We start from the raw sequence: 23,414 nt of genomic DNA on the forward strand, positions 1-23,414 counted from the left end.
AAACGCTTCAATTTGTAGTGCAACCACAATGCAAATTATTGCAACAATGCAAATTATTGCAGGTTATTTCTTTCAATTTTATACTTATCCATTTTATAGTATAAATTTCTTATCGAAATATGGAGATCTTTTGCTGTTTTCGTTTTATTGTAATGATTTTTTTCAAAAACGTGTTGTATATATTGTTTTTCATAATGTTCAACAGCTTTTTGTAACGGTAAATCAGTCGTAAGCTGTTCGCTATGATGGGAAATACTCTCCGTCTTTGTTGCTAATTCTGGAAGGTGCTTTAGCTTAATGATTTCTTCATTCATATCCATGTATATCATTGCTCGTCCAAGCACATTCTCGAGCTCTCGGATATTACCTGGCCAATGGTATCTCTTTAATTCAGCTAATACTTCATCTGAGACAAACCGAACATTTCTCCCATAATCTTGATTAATCTTCAAAATAATATGCTCCGTTAAGACCGGTAAATCAGACAATCTTTCCTCTAAGGAGGGAATGAAAATGGGTAATCGATTTAAGCGATAATAAAGATCCTCACGAAATGTTTTCGCCATGATCGCTTTCTCTAAATTTACATTTGTGGCGGTAATTATTCTAACGTTAATTGATATTGGTTGTGTGCCACCTACTCTTACAATTTCATTTTCTTGAAGTACTCGTAATAATTTTGCTTGCATATTTAAAGAAAGTTCGCCAATCTCATCTAGGAATATACTTCCATAATTCGCTTCCTCAAATAAGCCTTTTTTGCCACCATGCTTAGCTCCTGAAAAAGCCCCTTCTTCATATCCAAATAATTCACTTTCTAAAATGGATTCTGCAATGGCGGCACAATTGACTCTTATAAATTTATGGTGCTTGCGGTCACTCTCATTATGTATAGCATGGGCAAATAACTCTTTACCTGTTCCTGATTCACCACGAAGTAAAACAGTTGCTGGTGTTTTTGCCCCTACTTTAGCTTGCTCTAGGGCTAATTTCATTTCAGAAGAGGTTCCGATAATATCATCAAAGGTATATTTCGCTTCCAAATTCCGAATAATTTGTCTTGCTCGCTTTAACTCAGTTGTCAGTGCGTGTATTTCGGAAACATCATGAAGTACACCAACGCTACCTTTCATTTTTCCATCCACAATAATTGGAGCTACATTCACATATACCTCTTTCTTTTTAGGGCCAACTTTCATCGTAGCACCTCGGACAGCTCTTCGAGTCTGAAGTACTCTCATATGCATGCTTTCTCCCTCAGAAATATCTGTAGTAGCTGGTTTGCCTATAACATCTGATTCTTCTAATCCAGTGATTCTTGTATATGCTGGATTGATCATAATCCCAAAGCCATTTTCATCTACTACACTAATTGCCTCATCAGAAGAATGAATAATCGCCTCCAACATCGTTTTAATTTCTTTTAGGTCTGTGTTTTCTTCAGCCAAATTCATGACTTCCGTAATATCTTTAAATACTGCAAAAGCACCAACTAATAAGTCATCTGCATTAATAATCGGTATTCGCGTTGTAATAACTTGTTTTTTATTTTCCAGCGTTAATTTTTGATTAACCTCTCTACGTCGATTACGTAATACCTTCGGCAACCTTGTATTTGCAATTACACTCTCGATCGACTTACCTTCAAATTCTCGTTTCTCTTTCCCTACAATTTTTTCAGCGCCTTTGTTGACAAACGTAACGATTCCTTCATTATTAATAACAATCATGCCGTCTCTTATATTATTTAAAATGAGTGCTTGATTACGCATCTGAAGCTTCACTTTCTCCAACAATGTTTCCTTCTCATCAAATAATTCGGAAATAATATATGCGACACTTCCAGGAATAACTACCGTTTTTCGATTTCGTAGCTCAATTAATTTGTCTAATACCTGATCGTCACCAGTTGCTTCAATTATTATATCAATATCCTGATGAATCCAACTTGTCCACTCCACGCCTACTGGGATGTTATATTTTCTAGCTAACTTTAAGCCAGGCGCATCTTTGTTTGTATCAATTACTGCTACTATTTTCATTGTCTGTGTAGCATATAAGATATTTAGAAGGATACTCCCACCTTTACCAGCACCAACAATTAGTACCCGCTTCATTTCATCCCACCTTGCATTTTTTTGCATAGTACTATGATACGTCAGTCTGCACGATTTAGCAAACCGATTCTCTCCACTAATTCCTTTTTATATAATCTTCTGCTATACTTAAGAAAGAGCATACATAAGGGGAAATATAATGATTAGAATCATCGCCGCACTCACATTATTCATTCCTGGAGTCATATCTGCAATCGGAATAAAGCTTATGCGAGATGCATTATTTGATTCCTTTTATCCGATTTTCATTTATACAGGTGTGCAATTTTTTGTTGGATTTATTTTATTTCTTGCTGGAATTGCCTTTATCGGCGGATTTATTATACATCGAGACCGTAAAAGGCAACGCTTAAAGCAAGAGCAGAAAAAAATAATAGAGGATGAATAAGTAACATGAGATGGGATATTTTTCCCATCTTTTATTTTTTCATCCTAAATAAACAAATTCTTTCACCTTTCGCAATGTGCAAAAAAAACTGAATTTATGTTATGATTTTAATTAAAAATATCATCGGGAGGAATTAGCGTGAAAGTAGCAAAATTTGGGGGGAGTTCTGTAGCAAATGCAGAACAATTAAGGAAAGTAGGGAATATTATAAAAGCTGATCCTCAAAGAAGATTTATTGTAGTGTCAGCTCCAGGAAAAAGATTCAAATCAGATAGGAAGATAACTGACATGCTGATTGAATTAGGTGAAGTGCATTGTAATAATGGACAAACAGATGAATATGTCTACCCTATCATGCAACGCTTCAATGAAATTGTCGAGGAATTAAATATATCAGGAGAAATTCTTGAAAGTATTTCTCAGTCCATCCAATCTATTTTGCATAGTAAAAATTCAGACCCAGAAAAAATGGATGCATTGAAATCGATAGGTGAAGATAGTTCGGCAAAAATTTTAAGTGCTTACCTTAATCATATTGGTATTTCAGCTAAATATGTAAACCCCCAAGATGCAGGTATCTTAGTAAGTAATGAACCAGGAAATGCAAAAATATTACCTGAAAGTTATGAAAAAATTTACAATCTTAGAGACAGCGAAGAAGTTTTAGTAATACCAGGTTTCTTCGGGTATACGAAAAATGGAAAATTAATAACCTTCTCTCGTGGAGGTTCAGATATAACTGGATCCATTGTAGCTGCAGGAGTCAAAGCGGGTCTTTATGAAAATTTTACTGATGTTGATTCTGTATTTTCCGTCAATCCGGCGTTCGTGAAAGATCCTCAAAAGATCACTACATTAACTTATAAAGAAATGCGTGAGTTAAGCTATGCTGGCTTTTCTGTTTTCCATGATGAAGCATTAATTCCTGCATACAAAGATGAAATACCTGTATGTATAAAAAATACGAATAACCCAGAAGCACCTGGTACATATATTGTTTCTGAAAAGAAACCAAGCGAGAAGTGTGTTGTTGGAATTGCTAGTGATACAGGCTTCTGTAGTATTTATATTAGCAAGTATTTGATGAACAGAGAAATTGGCTTTGGTAGAAAGCTTTTTCATATTCTTGAGGATGAGGGTATCTCTTTTGAACATGCACCTTCAGGTATTGATGATATGTCTATCATTCTTCGTGAAAGTGGGCTGCCAATTGCAAAAGAAAAAAAAATATTACAAAGAATTCAAGCAGACTTACATCCAGATTTAATTTCCATTCATCGAAACTTAGCTATGATTATGATTGTTGGAGAGGGTCTTGTTAGAACCATTGGCCTTGCACAAAAAGCAACAACAGCTATTGCAAGTGCTAATGTAAATATCGAAATGATTAACCAGGGTTCATCTGAGGTATCGATGATGTTCGGTATCAAAGCTGAAGACTTAGATAAAGCTGTAAAGTCACTGTACCATGTCTTTTTTGAATAAAAACACTAACAAAAGAATGGGTCGAAAGCATTTTTAGCGATATAAAACCCGAACTTTATAGATAAAGTTCGGGTTTTTGGTTTGTGGATTTTGTGGTGACAGATAGTTCATTCATCCCTCGTCAACATGCTTCGCTTTCCGCGAGAATGACCCATAGCCTCCTCAGTTAGCAATTTCTTTCGGACTCGTACTGTCTCTCTGGATAGGAAAGCCTTCAGCAACAATACTTCGCACGTAAAAAACACTCTTCTGCCTAAAGGAGTCTACGGTTATTTTGGACTACCCTAAAGTATGCTTACAATTTATTATAATAAATCGTTCAACTGGCTTTATGCTCAAGTCGTAAGTGATCGGCAACCATCGCAATAAACTCAGAATTGGTAGGTTTTGCCTTTGTAATACTTATGGTATAACCAAATAGAGCGGAAATGGAATCAATATTCCCACGACTCCAAGCCACTTCGATAGCATGGCGAATAGCTCGTTCTACTCGGGATGCTGTTGTATTATATTTTTTTGCAATATCAGGGTATAGTACCTTGGTAATTGAACCTAATAATTCAATATCATTATACACCATCGTTATCGCTTCTCGTAAATACATGTAGCCTTTTATGTGAGCAGGGACACCAATTTCATGAATAATATTGGTAATACTTGCTTCTAAATCCTGTTTTTTCTTCTCTTTACGATTCACTTTTGACACACCAGTAGATATTGCATTATGACCTTGTACTTGCCTGATTTGCTCTGATAAATTATCTAGATCAAATGGCTTTAAAATGAAATAAGATGCTCCTAAGTCTACGGCTTTCTTCATTACCTCTTCCTGTCCAAACGCTGTAAGCATAATAACATGAGGTACTTTTCCAGATGAAGAACGTATCGTATTTAATACAGCAAGACCATCTACATGTGGCATAATAATATCTAACACTAATACATCCGGTTCTAATTCCTCTAGCATTGTTAGACAGTCTCTCCCATTATATGCCGTTCCGATCACCTCAATATCTCCCTGTTCTTCGAAATAATCCTCCATTAATTGAATTAATTCCCGATTGTCGTCGACCAAACATACTGAAATTTTTTCCACAAAAGCTCCTCCTTTTATGTAGTACAAAACTTTTCACTATTTTACATATTCTACACAATTGCTAAATATCCTTTTTTTATTTAAAAAACTTTGGTTTTTTTAATATTTTCTTTAATTTACTCATGTTTTCTCCTTTTTACGATATGATTCGATATTTATAGACACTCATGTCGAAAAATATTTACCTAATTATACCACATTTAATAAAGATTGGACAAAAGTTTTCGGATTATTAGAAATAATATTGCTATATGTTAAGACAAAAAAGAAAAAGACTTGTAATGGAATACTCCATACAAGTCAAGCCTTTAACTAGCTTTATTTGTTTGTTTTTCTTTTTTATAAATATCAATACCCGCATCTTGTAACATCCACTCAAGATGAACACCATAACCAGATGTAGGGTCATTTACGAAAACATGGGTAACAGCACCGATAATTTTTCCGTTTTGAATGATTGGACTTCCGCTCATCCCTTGTACTATTCCCCCAGTTTCATTAAGCAATTCTTCATCTGTAATTTGTATAACCATTCCTTTGGTTGCAGGAAATTTTTGCGGCACGCTACTTACAATTTCAATGTCATACTCTTGGACCTGTTCACCCTCAACAACAGTCAAGATTTTTGCAGGGCCTTCTTTTACTTCATGAGATAAAGCAACAGGCATAGGCTCATCCCACTTTCCATTAGACATTTCATCGTTTAATTTGCCAAATATTCCAAAAGGGCTATTCTTTGTAATCGACCCTATTTTATGATCTTCCGCAGAAAATTTTGCTTGTTTTTCTCCCGGAATTCCGTTATTTCCTTTTTCAATCGACGTTACTGATGAACGAACGATAGAACCATTATAGATCTCAATCGGTTTTTTTGTATCCATATCTGAAATCACATGTCCTAATGCACCGTATTTTTTTGATTTAGGTTCATAAAACGTCATTGTTCCAATACCTGCTGCCGAATCTCGAATATAGAGCCCGATTTTATAGTCGTTTTCCATACTATCTAGCGTAGGCTTTAGCTTTGTTGTTATCGTTTCTTTTCCTCTTTTTAACTTGATATCAAGTGAATTGCTTTCTTCACCTGCTTTTTCTACATATGGTTTAACATCCTTCATCTTTTTTATCTCATTTCCATTTATCTCTAAGATAACGTCCCCTACTTTTATATTTGCATTTTCTCCTGGGGAAGTTTCTCCTTGCTTACCATTAACTAAATGGTGTCCAACAACTAAAACACCCTTTGTGTGTAGCTGTACACCTATGGATTGTCCACCAGGAATAACCTTTAAATCGTCTAAAACATTTACATCAACATTCTTTATTGGTAAACCTGCAAATTCATAAAATGCTTGACTTTTCTCGTAATCATTGGCATAAACTTTATTTGAATTTGTAGTTTGTATTGTTTTTGTTGAGCCTTTTAGGTCGACATTTTCTCCTAGCGTCGGCAACGTAATTGGAGCATTATTATTTAGCGTGATAATCTCGCTAGGGATCGATAAATACTTCTGAATCGGGGCAAAAAAAGGAAATGCAAACACAATAATAAGGAGCACAAAACCTATCCAAAATCGAAATTTTCTTGTCTGTTTCCCGTTCAAATTATTTCACTCTCCTCGTTCCAACCCAAAACCACTTGTGTTTTTCTGTACTCCTAATTTGACCTACTAGCATTTGTTTTAAACTGGTGAAACATAAGTGTGCTACCTAACATTACCTTTGTTTAAGAAGCTTTCGTATGTATATGTAGACTTCTTGCGGAGGGTAACAAAAATACATGTATGATATTACTAACGATGGAATAAAGTAAATACCAATGCATATAAAAAAGCCAGATATTCTATTTTCTGGCTTTATCCTTCATATTATGCTTCTTTTTTGATTTATAATTCACAGCCATTTCCAACATTTCACGTGCATGCTCTACGGCTGTATCTGTAAGTTTGGTTCCCGTAATCATTCTTGCTAATTCATTTATTTGATAATCGATTGATAATTCACTAACCATCGTATGCGTTCGATCGTTCTGTGTCTGCTTTTCAATTAATTTATGCGTATCAGCCATTGCAGCTACTTGTGGGAGATGTGTGATACAAAGCACCTGTGATTCCTTAGAAATATGATGAATTTTCTCTGCTATAGCTTGTGCTACTCTGCCACTCACACCTGTATCTACCTCATCAAATATAACACTCGTAACACCTTGATTTCTAGCGAATATCTTTTTAAGTGCTAACATAATTCGTGACAGTTCGCCACCAGAAGCAACTTTACTTAGTTCTTTTAATGGCTCGCCCGGATTCGTAGAAATCATGAATTTAACCTGATCATATCCTTTTTGATGGAGATTTATTGCATGATATTCATCACTACGGATATATTGATCCATGTTTTCATGTTCGAATGATACAGAAAATGCAGCTTTATCTAAATATAGTCCTTTTAATTCATCATGAATTTCTTTCGTTAAAGCATTCGCTGCCTTTAAACGAAGCGCGTGTAATTCTTCCGCTTCTAAATAAGCATCCTTTGCTTTTTCATTTATTTGTTTTTCTAATTTTGATAAATGGGAATCCTTATTTTTTATTTCTTCCATTTCCTCTTCAATTTTAGCCATGTACTCTAATATTTCATCAACGCTTGAGCCATACTTTTTCTTTAAGCGGTTAATTTCGCTAAGTCGAGCTTCTATTTCATTTAACCGCTCTGGATCATACTGCATAGACTCTAGATAATTCCCTAAATCATGGGTTAGCTCTTCTAAGCCAAAGAAATAATTCCCAATTTCCTCTGCTTTTCCAGCAATAAATGTGTCGTACCTACCATTATCCTGTAAAGCTGTTTGTGCAGTTGTAACCCATTCAAGCCCTTTTTGATCACCATATAGAGCGTTATAGGCTATTTGTAACGCAGCGTAAATGCGTTCATAATTGGCTAAAGAGCTTCTTTCCTCTTCTAACCTTTGATCCTCGTTAGGCTCCAAATCCGCAGATGCCAGTTCCGTCATTTGAAATTCAAGCAAGTCAAGCCGCTGTGCTGTTTCTTGCTCGTTTTCGCTTAGTTTGCGATAACGAGTTTTTAAATTACTTAATTCCTCATATAAGCGAATATACTCTTCTTTAGCTCGTCCTATTTGTGCAGCATTATACTGATCCAATAAATCAATATGATTATCTGGGTCCATTAGTGATTGTGTTTCATGCTGGCTATGAATATCAATTAGCGCTTTTCCAAATTCACGTAGTATTGCCAATGTAACTAGCTTGCTATTTACGCGACAAATACTCTTCCCATTCGCAGTTATCGTACGCCGAAGAACAATTTGCTCATCTTGAATTTCAATACCATACTGTCTTCCGATTTCATAAATAGCATGCGACTTATCATCTATTGTAAACAAACCTTCAATATCAGCTTTTTTCGTTCCATACCTGACAAACTCAACGGAACCTCTTCCACCCGCAAGTAATTGCACTGCATCTATAATAATGGATTTCCCAGCACCTGTCTCTCCGGTTAATACAGTGAGACCATCATGGAAGGTAATTGAAATTTTATTAATTATAGCAAAATCCTGTATAGATAACTCTGTTAGCACGCCATCACTCACCTCATCCCAACTCTACAGCATCTCTATAAAACGTTCTTTAATAATTTCCGAGTCTGCTTCTGTTCTGCAAATGATTAAACATGTATCGTCTCCACAAATTGTCCCCATGATCTCTTCCCAATCCAAATTATCAATTAACACACCAACGGCATGGGCATTTCCAGGCAACGTTTTTAACACAATAAAATGGCTAGCATGTTCAATTTTCACAAATGCATCCATAATTAATCGCTTTAACTTATCTAACGGATTAAATCTTTGATCAGCAGGTAAGCTATACTTGTATTTCCCGTTCGTTGCTGGAACCTTTACTAAGTGCAATTCTTTTATGTCACGTGAAACAGTCGCCTGTGTAATATTATAACCTAAGCGTTTTAAGTGATCGACAAGTTCATCCTGTGTCTCTATTTCATTTTCTGTAATTAATGCACGAATCTTTATATGACGTTGTACCTTACTCATAGGGCGCCCCCATTTCCCATTTCAAGCTCATTTACTTTCTCTCTGCTTTTTGTAGTTCAGCATGTGCCTTTTTAACTACATCTTCTATTTCGACATCCGTAACTGTAATTCCTTTTTTTTCTTTTTGCCAGCCAAAGTGTGCCAGAAATTCTATGTTGCCATCACCGCCAGTAATCGGTGAGTGAGTTATATCAAATAGATCATATGATTCACTCATAGCAAAATCAACAATGGTTGACAATACAGACTGATGTACATTTTCATCTCGAACAATACCTTTTTTTCCTACTTGTTCTTTCCCAGCTTCAAATTGAGGTTTAATTAAAGCAACAATATCACTGTTTTCAGTAAGTAATCGTTTTAAGACTGGTAAAATAAGCTTTAAGGATATGAATGAAACATCAATTGTAGCAAAATTTGGTTTACCCTGTGTTAACATTTCAGGGGTGACATATCGAAAGTTTGTACGTTCCATAACTACTACACGATCATCATTTCGTAACTTCCAATCGAGCTGATTATAACCAACATCAATGGCATAACATAGTTGTGCCCCATTTTGCAAAGCACAATCAGTAAATCCTCCGGTTGATGAACCAACATCCACCATAATTTTATTTTCAGTAGAGATATCAAATGTTTGCAATGCTTTTTCTAGCTTCAGTCCTCCCCTACCAACGTACGGTAGTAATTTACCCTTAACGGTTAACGGAGTTTCTTCATCAATCTTCATTCCTGGCTTGTCCAATCGTTCATGTTCATTAAATACAAGGCCAGCCATGATCATACGTTTTGCTCGTTCTCTCGATTCCACTAAGTTTTTTTCTACTAATAATACATCTAATCGTTTTTTTTTACTCATTAGTCGTTTCCTTTATTACTAATTTTTGGGTAGTATTCTTATTTTTAATTTATTTTCTATAACAGATATTACTTTTCCAGCGAAGAAAATAATCGAGGTTGAGGCATTTATCGCAAAAAATTTGCCTAGCGCCTTACCTCCAACAGTAATAGCAGCAACTACACTTGTCAGTAGAACAGAAATCGTTATTTGAACGGTCGATCCTTCTCCATGACCTAATAAATTTGCCATTTGTAATACAACAATGGCTGAAGCTGTTCCACTCACTATACCTGAAATATCTCCTATCACATCATTACAAAAGCTAGCAAACCTATCAGCATTTCGGATAATGATAACCGCTTCTTTAGCGCCTGTTACTTTTTCTGCGGCCATTGCATGAAACGGTGCCTCATCAGCAGCTGTAGAAGCAATACCTAACATATCAAATACAACGCCGACAAATACTATCATAAATACAAGAAGTAAACCAATTATCCAAATAACTCCACTCAATATAGATGACGAGATAATTGAAAAAATAGCCGCTAACACAAAAGTGATAACGGCAATAGTTAGACTAAATTTAATCGATCGTTTTACGTGTGATTTCATTTCATACCTCTATTATATAAGATATTCATTCTTTTTATGTAAGAGAAGGAATGGTCATGTAAAAGGTAAAAACTGTGGCTTAGGTCCAGTAGGTTTTCCCAGTTGACTACCCCGTGTTGCCACGAAAGGCGGTTCCCCTTTAAAATCAACTTAGCTTCGTCGCCAAAAGCTAGACTGGATTACCACTTAGTCCACACTATAATCCCTTTTATATGTCATACGAACAGTCTAGGAGATTTCCTCAACAGTTCTTAACCGCTCCCTAGCCTCTTTTGCAGTGCTGATTTCATAGAGATGAAAATAAGCAAACTAGTGGCCATCTAATTTGTTATTTTAAGACTCTAATCCCCTCAGGCACCACTCAAGGCAGGCTACGCTGCATATTAGGTGTCCCTTACCATATCTGCAGGTTCATACCCCATTCCATAATGATAACTAGGCTTAGCTATCACTACAGAGATGGGCCTCCGCGGTAATCGGGTCAACGCCCACATGCCTTTGTGGATCGCCCGAAAACCTTAACTCCCAGCATAGACCCAAGGCTGGGCGCCTCAAGCCTACACAAGGAACTTCATCGATGTGCCCTTTGGCGGATTTTTAGGCCCGCCTTCAGGTACGGAGAACTGACTAGAATACTGCACCATTCCTTTGTTAGTTTAATTATAGCATATTTAAAAGGAAAGTTCTATTTCTGATTTTAATGGTCTCGTTGACTAAAATACTCCGTTAAATCCATTAACACCGATTCTTGTGCATTAGCTTTTTGTAATGCCGCTTTAGCCTTATCTACATACCACGTTTTCTTTTCGATAGCACCTTCAAGCCCTAGCAATTTTGGATAGGTACTTTTCTGATTTGATTCATCACTACCGACAGGTTTACCAAGCTTTGTTTCATCTCCCATTATATCTAGAATATCATCCTGAACTTGAAAAATTAATCCCAAATAATAAGAGAATTCTTTTAGATGCATGAGTTCTGTCCTTGATGCTCCTCCAAGAAATGCCCCAGCATAGACCGCAAACCGTAATAGTTCACCTGTTTTATGTGCATGAATTTGTTCAAGCTCCTCTAGGGTTACCGGTTGATTCTCTGCTTGCATATCTAAAATTTGCCCAGCTACCATACCTTTAGGCCCACTTGCTTCTGTTAATACCTGGAGTATTTCTACCTTTTGATCAGCAGTCAATTGAGAATCATTAGCTATTAGTTCGAAGCTGTATGTAAGCAATGCATCACCAGCTAAAATTGCTGTTGCCTCATCAAAAGCTTTATGATTTGTCAACATTCCTCGTCGATAGTCATCATCATCCATCGCGGGTAGATCGTCATGAATGAGTGAATAAGTGTGGATCATCTCTAAAGCTGCCGCAGTTGTCAGTGTAATAGCCGTTTTCTTTCCATAAACCTCATAGCTTGCTAATAATAAAATTGGTCTTAATCGTTTTCCGCCAGCTTTAACAGAATAAATCATTGATTGTTTTAACGTTTCAGGAATTTGGATGGTATCCAATTTTTCCAGAAGGGTTTTATCAATCAATTGTCTGTATTCCTGTAAATAATCTTTCATATTACGCAACACTGTCATTCTTCCTCCTGGATATGAAAAGGTTCAAGTTCCCCTTGCTCATTCATAATCTTTGTCATCTTTTCTTCTACGTGGATTAGCTTATCATTACATAGTTTAGATAGCTTCATTCCATCTTGATAGTAATCAATCGCTTTTTCTAAAGGTACGTCCCCTGTTTCCAGCTTTTCTACTATTTTCTCCAGCTGTGCCATTGCTTCCTCAAAGGAAAGTTCATTGTCCGACATTTTTATTATTCCTCCTCTACCCTTACAACATCACAAGTAATATCTCCATCCATCATCTTTACAGTAACTCGATCAGCTTTCTTTACCTGACTTACTGATTTAATAATAGTTCCATCTTCAGAATAAGAAATGGAAAAACCTCTTTTCATAATTTCTAAAGGATTTAGTAAACTTAACTTATCCAGATTATTTGCTAATCTTTCTGATTTTTGTGTGATAGTCTGTTGCATTATTTTTTGCTGTTGCTTCATTAGTTGTTTTAATTGCTGTTTAGATCTCTCCAACTGCTTGACTGGCTGTTGATAAATAAAACGTATATACAAATGCTGGTAGTTCTGATGACCCTCTCCTAAATGATTAGTCATTGATTTATTCAATTGATCCGTTCTTGTATCCAATTCCTGTTCTTTTTGTTTGAGCAATTGCACTGGATATCGAAAAGCATATGACTGTCGAAGTCTACTTAGATGTTGCTTATGTTGCTTTAACTGCTGATTTAAGTCTTTGATGAGCATTCGCTTTAATGTGGAAACCTTATCCTTTAATTCTTGTCTTGACGGAACCGCTAACTCTGCAGCACCTGTAGGAGTGGGAGCTCGCAGATCTGCAACAAAGTCACTAATCGTTACATCTGTTTCATGACCGACTGCCGAAATAATTGGAATTGTAGAGTTAAAAATCGCTTTAGCCACTATCTCCTCGTTAAAACTCCATAGTTCTTCAATGGATCCCCCACCTCTACCAATGATTAGTACATCGAATAGAGATTTTGTGTTAGCTACCTCTATAGCTTGACTAATGGACACTGGAGATTCCGTACCTTGGACAAGAACTGGTAAAACAGTAACTTCAGCGATTGGAAATCGCCGTTTAATGGTAGTAATAATATCTCGAACCGCTGCTCCTGTAGGCGAAGTAATAACACCAATATGAGTAGGTATCTCAGGTATTGGTTTCTTGTGGTGTTCATTAAAATATCCTTGTTTCTGTAGCTTTTCCTTTAGCTGCTCAAACGCTACGTATAAAGCTCCGATCCCATCAGGTTCCATTTGCTGAATATATAACTGATACTGTCCGTAGGCTTCAAACACACTAATTTCGCCTTTAATTAAAACGTTCATTCCATTTTCTGGAGTGAATTTCAACCTTCGATTATTCCCAGCAAACATAACAGCTTGTATTCTCGATTGATCATCCTTGATGGTTAAATACATATGTCCTCTTGAATGATGCTTAAAATTAGAAATTTCCCCGCGCAGCCAAACATCACTTAAATGCGGATCAGTGTCTATTTTTCGCTTTATATACTTTGTAAGCGCAGTAACTGTTAAATACTTATCATTCACAATTTCTCTAATCCTTCAGCTGCTTTTATTGTATTTTTTAAAAGCATTGTAATTGTCATTGGACCTACACCTCTGGGAACAGGAGTGATGAATGCCGCTTTTTCTTTTGCGCTTTCGAAATCTACATCTCCAGTTAATGAGCCATCCTCCAACCGATTTATACCGACATCGATGACCGTCGCACCTTCCTTTATATCGTTTGCATGAATAGCATTTGGCCTTCCAACAGCAACAATCAAGATATCCGCTTGTTTTGTAAACTGCTGTAAATCCTTCGTTCGAGAATGACAATATGTAACAGTAGCATTTTCATTTAATAATAACTGACCGACAGGCTTACCAACAATATTACTTCTTCCAATAATAACAGCATGTTTTCCTTCCATTGGAATATGTTTTGATTGGAGCATTGTCACTATTCCAAATGGGGTGCAAGGTAAAAATGTATTCATACCAGCCATCATTCTTCCAATACTTATAGGATGAAATCCATCTACGTCTTTATTAGGGTGTATTGTCTCAATAATTTGTTGTTCACGGATATGAGTGGGAAGTGGTAGCTGAACAAGGATACCATGTACCGCCGAATCTTGATTGAGCCTTTCAATCAGTGCTAGTAATTCTTCCTCAGTAATAGAAGTTGGCAACTCAATTAAATCCGAGGATATCCCTGTTTCCCTACAAGCTTTTTCTTTTCCGTTAACATATGATTTAGAAGCTGGATTATCACCAACTAATACAACGGTTAAATGTGGATATATTCCTTGCTTTTTTAGCTCTTCTACCTCTACTTTCATTTCATTTCGGAGTTCATCGGCTAACGCTTTTCCATTGATTATTTCTGCAGTCATTCACGACATCCCCTTCGTTTATTGAACAAATTTTGATAGAACACCATTTATAAATTTTCCTGAGTTATCATCTCCATATGTATTTCCTAGCTCAATTGCTTCGTTAATGGAAACATTATCAGGTATGTCCTCTACATAGCTGATTTCAAAGATAGCAATACGTAATATTGTTTTTTCAACAGACGCTATTCGATCTATCGACCAATTTTCTAGCTTCTCTGAAAGCATTTTATCAATTTCTTCCTTATTTCTTGCCACACCTTCTACGAGCATGGTTAAAAAGGCATCTTTCGTCTCATTTTCAAGAAAGTGCTCCATAGCCTCGGCTGGTTTATTGTCATTTACATCTAACTGAAACAATATTTGAAATGCCTTTTCTCTTGCTGTATGTCTGTTCATTGCTTATAGCTCCTTTTAACATATCTCTTACAAATCATAACATGATTATATCACCAATGCTAGAATCAACATTAAGACTGAATACCATGCTAATTATCAAAAAAAAGAGGTCAAAAAAGGATCTAATATTCCTTTTGACCTCTCTTCTTATTCATCTACATCGTCTGTTCCTTCCATTTGTATCCCTACAACATGAACGTTAATTTCATCAATTTCTAAAGCTGTCATATTTTTCAGCGTCTGTCTAATATTCGTTTGTAGCATTTGTGCAACCTGGGGGATAGATACACCAAAGTTTAAAATAACAAATAAGTCGATTAAAATTCCATTATCTGTCAATTCCACCTTTACCCCTTTACTATGCGCTTTCTTACCAAATCTTTCAGCCACTCCAGAGGCAAAATTACCACGCATCGCGTATAAACCATCTACTTCAGTAGCCGCTATACCTGCAATAACTTCAATAACTTCGGGAGCAATTTCTACTTTTCCTAAACGATCATCACTCACATTTAGTAATGGTTGTTCACTCATTTGCTCACTCCTTTTAGTCTATGTTTATTCCGTTTTGTCTTGTACTATTGGATTTTCTTCTAAGAACTTTGTATTAAAGTCCCCGTTGATGAATACTTCATGATCCATAATTAAACGATGAAATGGAATAGTCGTATAAACACCTTCCACAACAAATTCATCTAGCGCCCGTTTCATTCGTTTAACTGCTTCCTCTCTTGTTTTTCCATAGGTAATTAATTTCGCAACCATAGAATCATAATACGGAGGAATTCGATAATCAGAGTATACAGCAGAGTCTACTCTCACTCCTAATCCACCTGGAGGTAAATACATTTCAATAGTTCCTGCTGACGGCATAAAGTTTTTAAATGGATTTTCTGCATTAATTCGACATTCAATTGCCCAGCCTTCTAGTGTTACATCGGATTGCTTTATGGATAGCTCTTCATTATTAGCGACTTTAATCTGCTCTTTTATTAAATCAACTCCAGTGACCATTTCGGTAACCGGATGCTCTACTTGAATACGTGTATTCATTTCCATAAAATAAAAGGCATTACTTGTCCGATCAAAAATGTATTCAATAGTTCCCGCACCTTCATAACCTACAGCACGTGCAGCTTTCACAGAAGCTTCTCCCATCTTCTTCCTTATTTCAGGTGTTAACGCAGGAGAAGGTGATTCTTCAACTAACTTTTGCAATCTTCGTTGGATTGTACAATCTCTCTCTCCTAAATGAATAACATTTCCGTGTCTATCTGCTAGTACTTGTATTTCCACATGGCGAAAGTCTTCAATATATTTCTCAATGTATACACCAGCATTACCGAAAGAAGTTTCTGCCTCTTTCTGTGTAACCTCAATACCTTTTAGTAATTCCTCTTCCGATCTTGCTACTCGAATACCTTTACCACCACCACCAGCAGTGGCTTTAATAATGACGGGATAGCCAATTTCATTGGCAACCACTTTTGCTTCTTCTTCATTTTCAATAATACCATTAGAACCAGGTACAATTGGAACGTTTGCTTCGTCCATTGTTTTTCTAGCTACGTCCTTAATACCCATCTTTTGTATTGCTTCGGGAGTTGGTCCTACAAACGTAATATTGCATGCTCGGCAGATCTCAGCAAAGTCTGCATTTTCAGCTAAGAAACCATATCCAGGGTGGATAGCATCCACTTCTGTTAATATCGCAACACTCATTATATTGGTGAAATTAAGATAGCTGTCTTTACTTTGCTTCGGTCCGATGCAATATGCTTCATCTGCTAATTGAACATGTAGTGCTTCACTATCTGCTTCGGAATAAACCGCTACCGTTTCAATATCTAATTCTTTGCAGGCTCGAATAATCCGGACCGCTATTTCTCCTCTGTTAGCAATTAACAGTTTTTTAATCACTCTTTACATCCCCTTACTTAGTGTTTACACGGAATAATGGCTGACCATACTCAACTAGCTCACCATTTTCAACCAATATTTCAACGATTTCTCCTGAAACTTCTGCTTCGATTTCATTAAATAATTTCATGGCTTCAACAATACAAACAACCGTTGACTCATCTACTTTACTTCCTTTTGATACAAACGCATCTTTTTCAGGAGATGGGGCAGTGTAAAAAGTACCCACCATCGGAGATACAATTTCATGATCATAAGCTACAGCTTGACTTTGTTCTGATGTAACTTCGTTTTCAACTGGTTCATTCTTAATATTTGCCTTTACATCTGATTGTTGTACGTTCTCTACCTTAGTAGTCGGCTGTATTTGATTATCCTGAACGGATACAGGATTTTTTTGACTAGATTTTTTCAAAGAAACCGTCGTACCGTTCGTTTCATACGTAAATTCTTCTATTGATGATTGATCAATTAACTTTATAATTTCTTGTATTTCTTGTACGTTTAACATTACTGCTGGCACCCTTTCGTCTTCAAGCTTATTATTAGGTACTAATAACTCCTCTTAATATTTTACGACAAGTCCAATATAAACTTCAAGGTTTAACCTTAAAAGACAGATGTAAAAATGACCTTCCGATATCTTCTCTATTATAGCAATACTCAATAATTAAAGCGAATACAAGGGTGCTTCGTCCATGACAAAAGCAAAGAATCCGAGCAATGGTTTATTGCCCGGATCTCTTCGCTTACCTACTCTTGATCTTCTTTACTTTCCTTATTCTCATCTGCATTTTCTTCAGTTGCTTGGCTATTCTCAGACGGAACAAATGATACATCTACGTCTTCATAGCCTATTTCATCTCGAACCATTTGCATAATAGAAACTGCTTGTGATTTAGGCAACTTTTCCTCAACCTTCAATTGAACGACAACTTTCTCATCGTCTTCCATCGTTCTTACTAAGACATCCTCATAGTTAGCGGAAGCTAAAATACTATCCTCTAAAATTTTTTCTTTTGAAGACAAATTTTCTAATACATCAATTTCTTCAAGAGCCTGTTCCTTTTCTGTAGGCGTAGATGAGCTGGAAGCTACAATATCTGTTAACCGCTCTTTCTGTGCACTTCGATTATCTTCTAATTCCATTCGTAGTGAAGTGAAAAGTTGATCTTCTCCCAAATTCGATATTTCATCTACTTTGGCATCCCCTTCCGTTTCATTAGAATCTGTTGGAACAGCTTCCTCATCATTGTCTTGTCCATTATTGACATATGCTATATCCTCGCTGTCTGGTGATGTCATATAATACACACTTAATACAATCATCAGACTTAACATCGTAAGTAACCAAACTGTTTGTTTTTTTAACATAAAATAATTCCTCCTTTAATTCTTTGGCATTACGGATACTCTGTGTGTCGGTACATCAAGTACTCTAGAAACTGCCTCTACAATCCATTTTTTAACGCTTGCATGGTCAGCACCCTTAGCTACAACAAAAACACCACGTACTTCTGGTTTTTTTGTTTGTATTAGTAACGGAACTTCTTTTTCACCTTGCCTTACCAGTACAGTTTGTGCCTCTTCGGTCGAGTCTTCTACTTCTCTTGTACCGCCATTTTTATCAGATTCCTTTGTTGTTTGTTGCCCTTTCACGAGGTTTTTCTCATAGACTTTAATATTCGTAGATTCTAAATTAACCATGACCTCTGCTTCCGATACGCCTTTTATTTTGTTTAACAGCTCCTGTAGGTCCTTTGTATAAATCGTTTCCAGTTCTTCCATGTCAGAGGTAGTAGCTGATTTGTTTGAAGCAGTTTCTTTGGCAGGTTGTTCCATTGGTTGTTCTATTTGCTGTTCCAATTGCTGTTCCTCAGCCGTTTCTGGTGAAGAAGAAAATATATTTCCAACGATGAGCAACAAGATACCTGCTAAAGCTAAAATAATAATGTATCCCAATTTTTTTGGTGGGTGCTTTTTTGTGCCGTCTGATTTTTGGAATAATTTTTCTATTTTTTCTTTCAAGGTGCCCCTCCCTCCCATTGCAACGTTACTTTTTTGTTATCGAGCTCCCATACCTCTCTTAACAATGCTTGTATTTGTTCCAACTGCTCATCTTCGTTTGTGTTATCAGGGTTGTCCGTATCAATTACAACATCATCAACTATACTCACTGCTCCCTCCCCATCTTTTGATTCTCTTAGATAAACAATGACTTCATCCAAGTTTTTGAAGGTCATCTCCTGTTGGTTACCAAATTGGAACTTAATATCCGTTATCTCTACTTGATATTCTTCCTGAAGTGGTTGTTCAGCATATTCTTTTAATTGGACAGCCATTTGTTCTAAAATATATGCATCTTGTGCGTCTTCTATTTCATTTTTTTGTGATTCAATTAAATTTTCCATTGATTTTCCTTCCGTAGTTTCCTGTTCAAACTGTGCTACAGAGGCTTCTAACGCCTGATTAATATCAATCTGAAATATATAAAAAATTGGTTTTAATAAAATTAAAATTAAGATTAAACCAACTACTAATTTAATATATTTTTTCATGGAATTAGAGGGAACTAGTAAATCAATAATAGCCGCTAAGAGTAAAAACAAAATTATTTGTGTTACCCATTGGATTAATACCTGCATGTTCGTCCCCCTATCGTAAAAGCAATGTCAAATTACTTGCTACCACAATAATTACAATTGCTAGAAAAAACATAAATGATACAGCTAGCAAACACGCTAAGATAAATACAATGTATTTACTTATTGTGTTTAAGGTAGTGATGACTGGTCCATCTCCAATTGGTTGTAATACTGCTGCAGCTATCTTATATATAATCGCAATTGCAAAAATTTTTAAGGCAGGGAATAGTGCAATAAATAATATAATTAAAACACCTACGATGCCAATCGCATTTTTTAATAGTAAGGACGCACTTAATATCGTATCTGCAGCATCTGTGAAGGTACGTCCTACTACAGGTATAAAATTTCCTGTAATAAACTTCGCTGTTTTCATAGCGACACCATCTTGTATAGCACTGGCCGCTCCTTGTACAGACATGACACTTAAAAAGATGGTTAAAAAGATACCAAGTGCACCTAAACTTACCGTTTTGAATAAGTTTGCCAAATGGGTAACCTTATAATTTTCATTCAGACTGCTTACAATAATTAATAGTGCTGATAGAAATAATAAAGGCAATATAAATGTTGAAATTAATAATCCGCATGCGTGAATTAAAAAGATAATAATTGGATGAAAAAATGATACGGCAACCACATTTCCAAAAGTTGCCATCAAACCTAAAACTAGTGGTAAAAGTGCAATCATAAAGCTACTCATTGTATCAATAGCATCTTTTGCATAAGATACTGCGGAATAAAAGCTATTTAACGCTAAAAAAATTAACACGATATAGACGACAAAATACGCTATTTTACTCACCGTACTCTTTTCAAATGCATTATGCATGGTTTGCAACATGATAGAAAAGAGTGTAAGCATGAATAGAGAACCGAGTAATTTACCATTAAGTAGCAATTCATGAAAGAGAAATTCTACGAGTCCTATTAATGTATTTTTTAGCGAAAACGAACCCTGGTCTTTAATAAATTCGTAAACACTAGTTTTCTCTAATTCAGGAAGATAACCACCGTAATCTTGTACTAGTTCCCCCCAATATTTCTGTACGCCTTCCAATGAGATGTCATCTAACATTCCGTCTTGAACATCATGAATATTCGGATTCGCTGAAATAGTAGCTTGTCCCAGAAAGAAAAAGAAAAAAGCAAATAGAAGGATACGGAATTTTTTATGATGTTTCATCCACCATGAATACTCCTTTCTGGGTTATGTTAGGTTGCTGGTAAAAAGCGTAATATAGCCTCAATTACAGCTGTAATTATTGGAACAGCAAGCAATAGAATAAATATTTTACCTGCAAGTTCAATTTTGGAAGCGACAGATTCGAGTCCGGCATCTTTGGTGATACTTGCACCAAGCTCAGCAATATAAGCTATCCCGATAATTTTCAAAATTGTTTCTAAATACATTCCATCCACTTGAGCTTTCGTACCTAGTGTTTGAATTAATTGAAAGATAGAACCGATTTGTTGAATAATGGATAAAAAAATGATGACACCAGTGATGACAATTACAAAGAATGCAAATGTTCGATTAATATCCTTTAAAATAATATAGAGAATACTAGCTACTATGCCCAATGTTACAATTTGTAAAATATCCATATGATGTTACCCTTGGTAAAGAAATACGGATTTGATCTGCTGAAAAAGATCAGACAAACCGTTTATTACTAAAACTAGTACGATAATGAAACCAATTAGCGTTGCAAATTGAGCAATTTCCTCTTTTCCCATTTGTTTCAATATCGTATGGATTAGGGCTACAATTATCCCTATTCCCGCTATTTGAAATAAGATAGAAGCATCTGTAAACATCGGGTTAACTCCTTTCAACTATAGAAGCAGTAATACAACAAATATGCCACATAATACACCTAGGCTTTTAGTCATTTTTCCGTATTTTTGATAGTAATCCCTTGCATTTTCTAGCTCGCGATCTAAATGATTAGCTGCTAGCTGAATATGCTTTTGCTGTTGAAGAAAATCATGCTGACCTAATGTTTGGCCAAATTGTAATAATATTTCTTTTTCGTTATTTCCTAGACTGGAAATGTCCATTAAATCGTCTAAGGATTTCTGCCAAACAACATAAAAATCCTTACTATCTTTATTCATATTTTTATACAATTGGTCAAAAAACGAATGAATTGGAAAAGGTGTTTGTTTTTTTATGGATTCAAACGCATCTTGTAAAGGTAATTGACTGTACATCATTTCTGCCTCTAATATTTGTAGTGCATTTTTAACTTGTCTTATATGCTTTGGCCGATTTGCTAGTCGATTACTCCATTCAAATCCAATCCAAGTAGTTGTTCCTATAAATAGAAGTGCCCCTATCCATTGCATAATTACCCTCCCATTTTCTTTCTTAATATGCTATTTCCATAAGCATCATATATATGCTGAAAACTTCCTGGAGAGGAGGTACGGTCCAGCAAGATAATTCTTTGAAATATTTCTTGCTGTAAAAGCGCTTGAATAGAAGGACGACGGTTTAATTCGTCAAGTGTTTGTCCATGAATACTACATATCACTACTACCCCTGCATTAATTGCTTCTAGTAAAGCATCCACATCCCTCTTACCGCCAATTTCATCAACAACTAGTATTTGTGGTGACATCGAACGTATCATCATCATCATACCCTCTGCTTTTGGGCATGCGTCCATCACATCAGTTCGTGGTCCTATATTATGTTGCGGCACTCCTTTAATCGAAGCGGCTATTTCTGAACGCTCATCTACAACACCTACTTTTTGTGGAGGAATATGCGTCCAGCCTGACGAGATAATGCGTGTAATATCACGAATAAGTGTTGTCTTTCCAGTTTGTGGAGCTCCAACAATAAGTGTATTTAAGTAACCTTGTTGATAGAGGTATGGGACTACCTCTGAAGCTGCACCTATCTTTTCTTTGGCAATTCTGATATTTAAAAAGGTGATATACTGAATTGCTTTAACCGAGCCATTTATTGTATTAACTCTGCCTGCTAATCCAACCCGATGTCCACCTTCTATCGTCATATAACCTTCTCTTAGTTCATCTTCCATTCGATATAAAGAAAATTCACTTAGTTGATTAATCATGTGAACAAAATCACCTTTAGTTGGAATTGGATGATAGACTGTTTTATGCGTTGCATGAAATATAAGCTCTACAGGTTTATTCAGCCGTAAGCGAATTTCTTCTAATTCATCCCACCTTCTCCCAACTTTTCTACTGACTTCATTTCTTATTTGTTCCGGGAATAAACGCAATACTTCCTCCATCATCTTCCCTCACTTTTCTATATTGCTTACTAGTAAATGTATGCGCTATTGGACAAATTATGACCTATTTAAAAGTAGTTCAATAAGGGTTAAGGTAGTAGGTTCTAGTAAAACTATTAAGCATTCCGCTACGTCGATCTTTTTAACTTTAATAGTTGTATCTATTGAGGACAAACAAATCTTAACTTTTTCATTCAAGAACAAAAAGGCAAGCGCCCGATTAGAAACGTAGCGACTGGAGCGAGTCAACGGAGATAAAGGAAACACGGTGAGCTTGCAAGCCAACGATGACTTAGATGAGGACGATTTATGAATTAGCCTCGTTTCTAGGTGCTGGCTCAACACGTCCATAATTATACACATGGGCAAATTGTATAGTTTCCTAAACTATTATAAAAAACTGAGCAAAATTCGCTCAGTCCTTATCACTAAATGCTCAGATTTACGCTCCCTCTAGTAGCTATTATGGAATAATAGCTACTGCTTGACCACCACTCCGGCTGCCCACTTCCCTTTCCGTGGGGTTTGTCCTTCAGCTAACTTTTT

The 23,414-nt window shown here is 36.1% G+C and carries 25 protein-coding genes; 2 read left to right on the forward strand and 23 right to left on the reverse strand.

From position 1 onward, the window contains the following. Positions 1-53: 53 nt before the first annotated feature. Positions 54-2,117 (reverse strand): sigma-54-dependent Fis family transcriptional regulator, encoded by a 2,064-nt coding sequence (locus RVS70_RS04565; RefSeq protein ID WP_026681100.1) that lies wholly within the window; start codon positions 2,115-2,117, stop codon positions 54-56. A gap of 139 nt (positions 2,118-2,256) precedes the next feature. Here RVS70_RS04565 and RVS70_RS04570 point away from each other — a divergent pair, with 139 nt between their 5' ends. After that, positions 2,257-2,505 (forward strand): DUF2627 domain-containing protein, encoded by a 249-nt coding sequence (locus RVS70_RS04570; RefSeq protein WP_026681101.1) that lies wholly within the window; start codon positions 2,257-2,259, stop codon positions 2,503-2,505. Between the two features lie 138 nt (positions 2,506-2,643). After that, positions 2,644-3,990 carry an aspartate kinase gene (locus RVS70_RS04575; protein WP_026681102.1) on the forward strand — a complete coding sequence of 449 codons (1,347 nt, stop codon included), beginning with the start codon at positions 2,644-2,646 and terminating at the stop codon, positions 3,988-3,990. A 319-nt stretch (positions 3,991-4,309) separates the two neighbouring features. On the opposite strand, the gene spo0A is transcribed toward RVS70_RS04575, so the two are convergent. The 22 genes from spo0A to spoIIIAA form a co-directional block, all read right to left on the reverse strand. Continuing rightward, positions 4,310-5,086: a sporulation transcription factor Spo0A gene (gene spo0A, locus RVS70_RS04580; RefSeq protein WP_026681103.1), complete on the reverse strand. Its 777-nt coding sequence runs from the start codon at positions 5,084-5,086 to the stop codon at positions 4,310-4,312. A gap of 308 nt (positions 5,087-5,394) precedes the next feature. After that, positions 5,395-6,690, reverse strand: coding sequence for a SpoIVB peptidase (gene spoIVB, locus RVS70_RS04585; RefSeq protein WP_051388309.1), 1,296 nt, complete (start codon positions 6,688-6,690; stop codon positions 5,395-5,397). 239 nt (positions 6,691-6,929) lie between these two features. After that, positions 6,930-8,687 (reverse strand): DNA repair protein RecN, encoded by a 1,758-nt coding sequence (gene recN, locus RVS70_RS04590; protein WP_121605067.1) that lies wholly within the window; start codon positions 8,685-8,687, stop codon positions 6,930-6,932. Positions 8,688-8,711: 24 nt separating this feature from the next. Further along, on the reverse strand, positions 8,712-9,161 hold the full coding sequence (gene ahrC, locus RVS70_RS04595; RefSeq protein ID WP_026681106.1) for a transcriptional regulator AhrC/ArgR: 450 nt from the start codon (positions 9,159-9,161) through the stop codon (positions 8,712-8,714). A gap of 31 nt (positions 9,162-9,192) precedes the next feature. Further along, positions 9,193-10,023 (reverse strand): TlyA family RNA methyltransferase, encoded by an 831-nt coding sequence (locus RVS70_RS04600; RefSeq protein ID WP_121605066.1) that lies wholly within the window; start codon positions 10,021-10,023, stop codon positions 9,193-9,195. 18 nt (positions 10,024-10,041) lie between these two features. Beyond that, a complete protein-coding gene (locus tag RVS70_RS04605) occupies positions 10,042-10,617 on the reverse strand; it encodes a hypothetical protein (protein WP_121605065.1) in 576 nt (191 codons plus the stop codon). 697 nt (positions 10,618-11,314) lie between these two features. Next, on the reverse strand, positions 11,315-12,199 hold the full coding sequence (locus tag RVS70_RS04610) for a polyprenyl synthetase family protein (protein ID WP_281950161.1): 885 nt from the start codon (positions 12,197-12,199) through the stop codon (positions 11,315-11,317). Positions 12,200-12,201: 2 nt separating this feature from the next. After that, positions 12,202-12,432: an exodeoxyribonuclease VII small subunit gene (locus RVS70_RS04615; RefSeq protein ID WP_026681110.1), complete on the reverse strand. Its 231-nt coding sequence runs from the start codon at positions 12,430-12,432 to the stop codon at positions 12,202-12,204. 5 nt (positions 12,433-12,437) lie between these two features. Beyond that, positions 12,438-13,778 carry an exodeoxyribonuclease VII large subunit gene (gene xseA / locus RVS70_RS04620; protein ID WP_321132557.1) on the reverse strand — a complete coding sequence of 447 codons (1,341 nt, stop codon included), beginning with the start codon at positions 13,776-13,778 and terminating at the stop codon, positions 12,438-12,440. Further along, entirely contained in the window at positions 13,775-14,629 is an 855-nt protein-coding gene (gene folD, locus RVS70_RS04625; RefSeq protein WP_026681112.1) for a bifunctional methylenetetrahydrofolate dehydrogenase/methenyltetrahydrofolate cyclohydrolase FolD, read from the reverse strand. The genes xseA and folD overlap by 4 nt, the downstream gene beginning before the upstream one ends. A gap of 18 nt (positions 14,630-14,647) precedes the next feature. Continuing rightward, positions 14,648-15,028, reverse strand: a complete 381-nt coding sequence (gene nusB, locus RVS70_RS04630) for a transcription antitermination factor NusB (protein WP_026681113.1) — start codon at positions 15,026-15,028, stop codon at positions 14,648-14,650. A gap of 147 nt (positions 15,029-15,175) precedes the next feature. After that, positions 15,176-15,562, reverse strand: coding sequence for an Asp23/Gls24 family envelope stress response protein (locus RVS70_RS04635; protein ID WP_026681114.1), 387 nt, complete (start codon positions 15,560-15,562; stop codon positions 15,176-15,178). Between the two features lie 24 nt (positions 15,563-15,586). Further along, complete coding sequence (accC, locus tag RVS70_RS04640; protein ID WP_026681115.1) at positions 15,587-16,948, reverse strand: acetyl-CoA carboxylase biotin carboxylase subunit; 1,362 nt, start codon at positions 16,946-16,948, stop codon at positions 15,587-15,589. 13 nt (positions 16,949-16,961) lie between these two features. Further along, the gene (gene accB / locus RVS70_RS04645) at positions 16,962-17,459 is read right to left on the reverse strand and encodes an acetyl-CoA carboxylase biotin carboxyl carrier protein (protein WP_026681116.1); all 498 of its coding nucleotides are present in this window, start codon (positions 17,457-17,459) and stop codon (positions 16,962-16,964) included. 242 nt (positions 17,460-17,701) lie between these two features. Further along, positions 17,702-18,322 (reverse strand): SpoIIIAH-like family protein, encoded by a 621-nt coding sequence (locus tag RVS70_RS04650; protein ID WP_080668668.1) that lies wholly within the window; start codon positions 18,320-18,322, stop codon positions 17,702-17,704. Positions 18,323-18,337: 15 nt separating this feature from the next. Then, positions 18,338-18,976 carry a stage III sporulation protein AG gene (spoIIIAG, locus tag RVS70_RS04655; RefSeq protein WP_026681117.1) on the reverse strand — a complete coding sequence of 213 codons (639 nt, stop codon included), beginning with the start codon at positions 18,974-18,976 and terminating at the stop codon, positions 18,338-18,340. After that, the gene (spoIIIAF, locus tag RVS70_RS04660; RefSeq protein WP_026681118.1) at positions 18,973-19,593 is read right to left on the reverse strand and encodes a stage III sporulation protein AF; all 621 of its coding nucleotides are present in this window, start codon (positions 19,591-19,593) and stop codon (positions 18,973-18,975) included. Before spoIIIAF ends, spoIIIAG begins: the two co-directional genes overlap by 4 nt. Before the next feature lie 10 nt (positions 19,594-19,603). Further along, positions 19,604-20,779, reverse strand: a complete 1,176-nt coding sequence (spoIIIAE, locus tag RVS70_RS04665) for a stage III sporulation protein AE (protein WP_205388507.1) — start codon at positions 20,777-20,779, stop codon at positions 19,604-19,606. Between the two features lie 29 nt (positions 20,780-20,808). After that, positions 20,809-21,201 (reverse strand): stage III sporulation protein AD, encoded by a 393-nt coding sequence (gene spoIIIAD, locus RVS70_RS04670; protein ID WP_026681120.1) that lies wholly within the window; start codon positions 21,199-21,201, stop codon positions 20,809-20,811. Positions 21,202-21,207: 6 nt separating this feature from the next. Continuing rightward, a complete protein-coding gene (gene spoIIIAC, locus RVS70_RS04675; RefSeq protein WP_026681121.1) occupies positions 21,208-21,414 on the reverse strand; it encodes a stage III sporulation protein AC in 207 nt (68 codons plus the stop codon). An 18-nt stretch (positions 21,415-21,432) separates the two neighbouring features. After that, complete coding sequence (gene spoIIIAB, locus RVS70_RS04680; RefSeq protein WP_026681122.1) at positions 21,433-21,945, reverse strand: stage III sporulation protein SpoIIIAB; 513 nt, start codon at positions 21,943-21,945, stop codon at positions 21,433-21,435. Between the two features lie 2 nt (positions 21,946-21,947). Further along, entirely contained in the window at positions 21,948-22,868 is a 921-nt protein-coding gene (gene spoIIIAA / locus RVS70_RS04685) for a stage III sporulation protein AA (RefSeq protein WP_026681123.1), read from the reverse strand. Positions 22,869-23,414 lie beyond the last annotated feature (546 nt).

The sequence above is a fragment of the Virgibacillus sp. M23 genome (assembly GCF_034190895.1).
Lineage (GTDB): Bacteria > Bacillota > Bacilli > Bacillales > Amphibacillaceae > Virgibacillus > Virgibacillus salarius.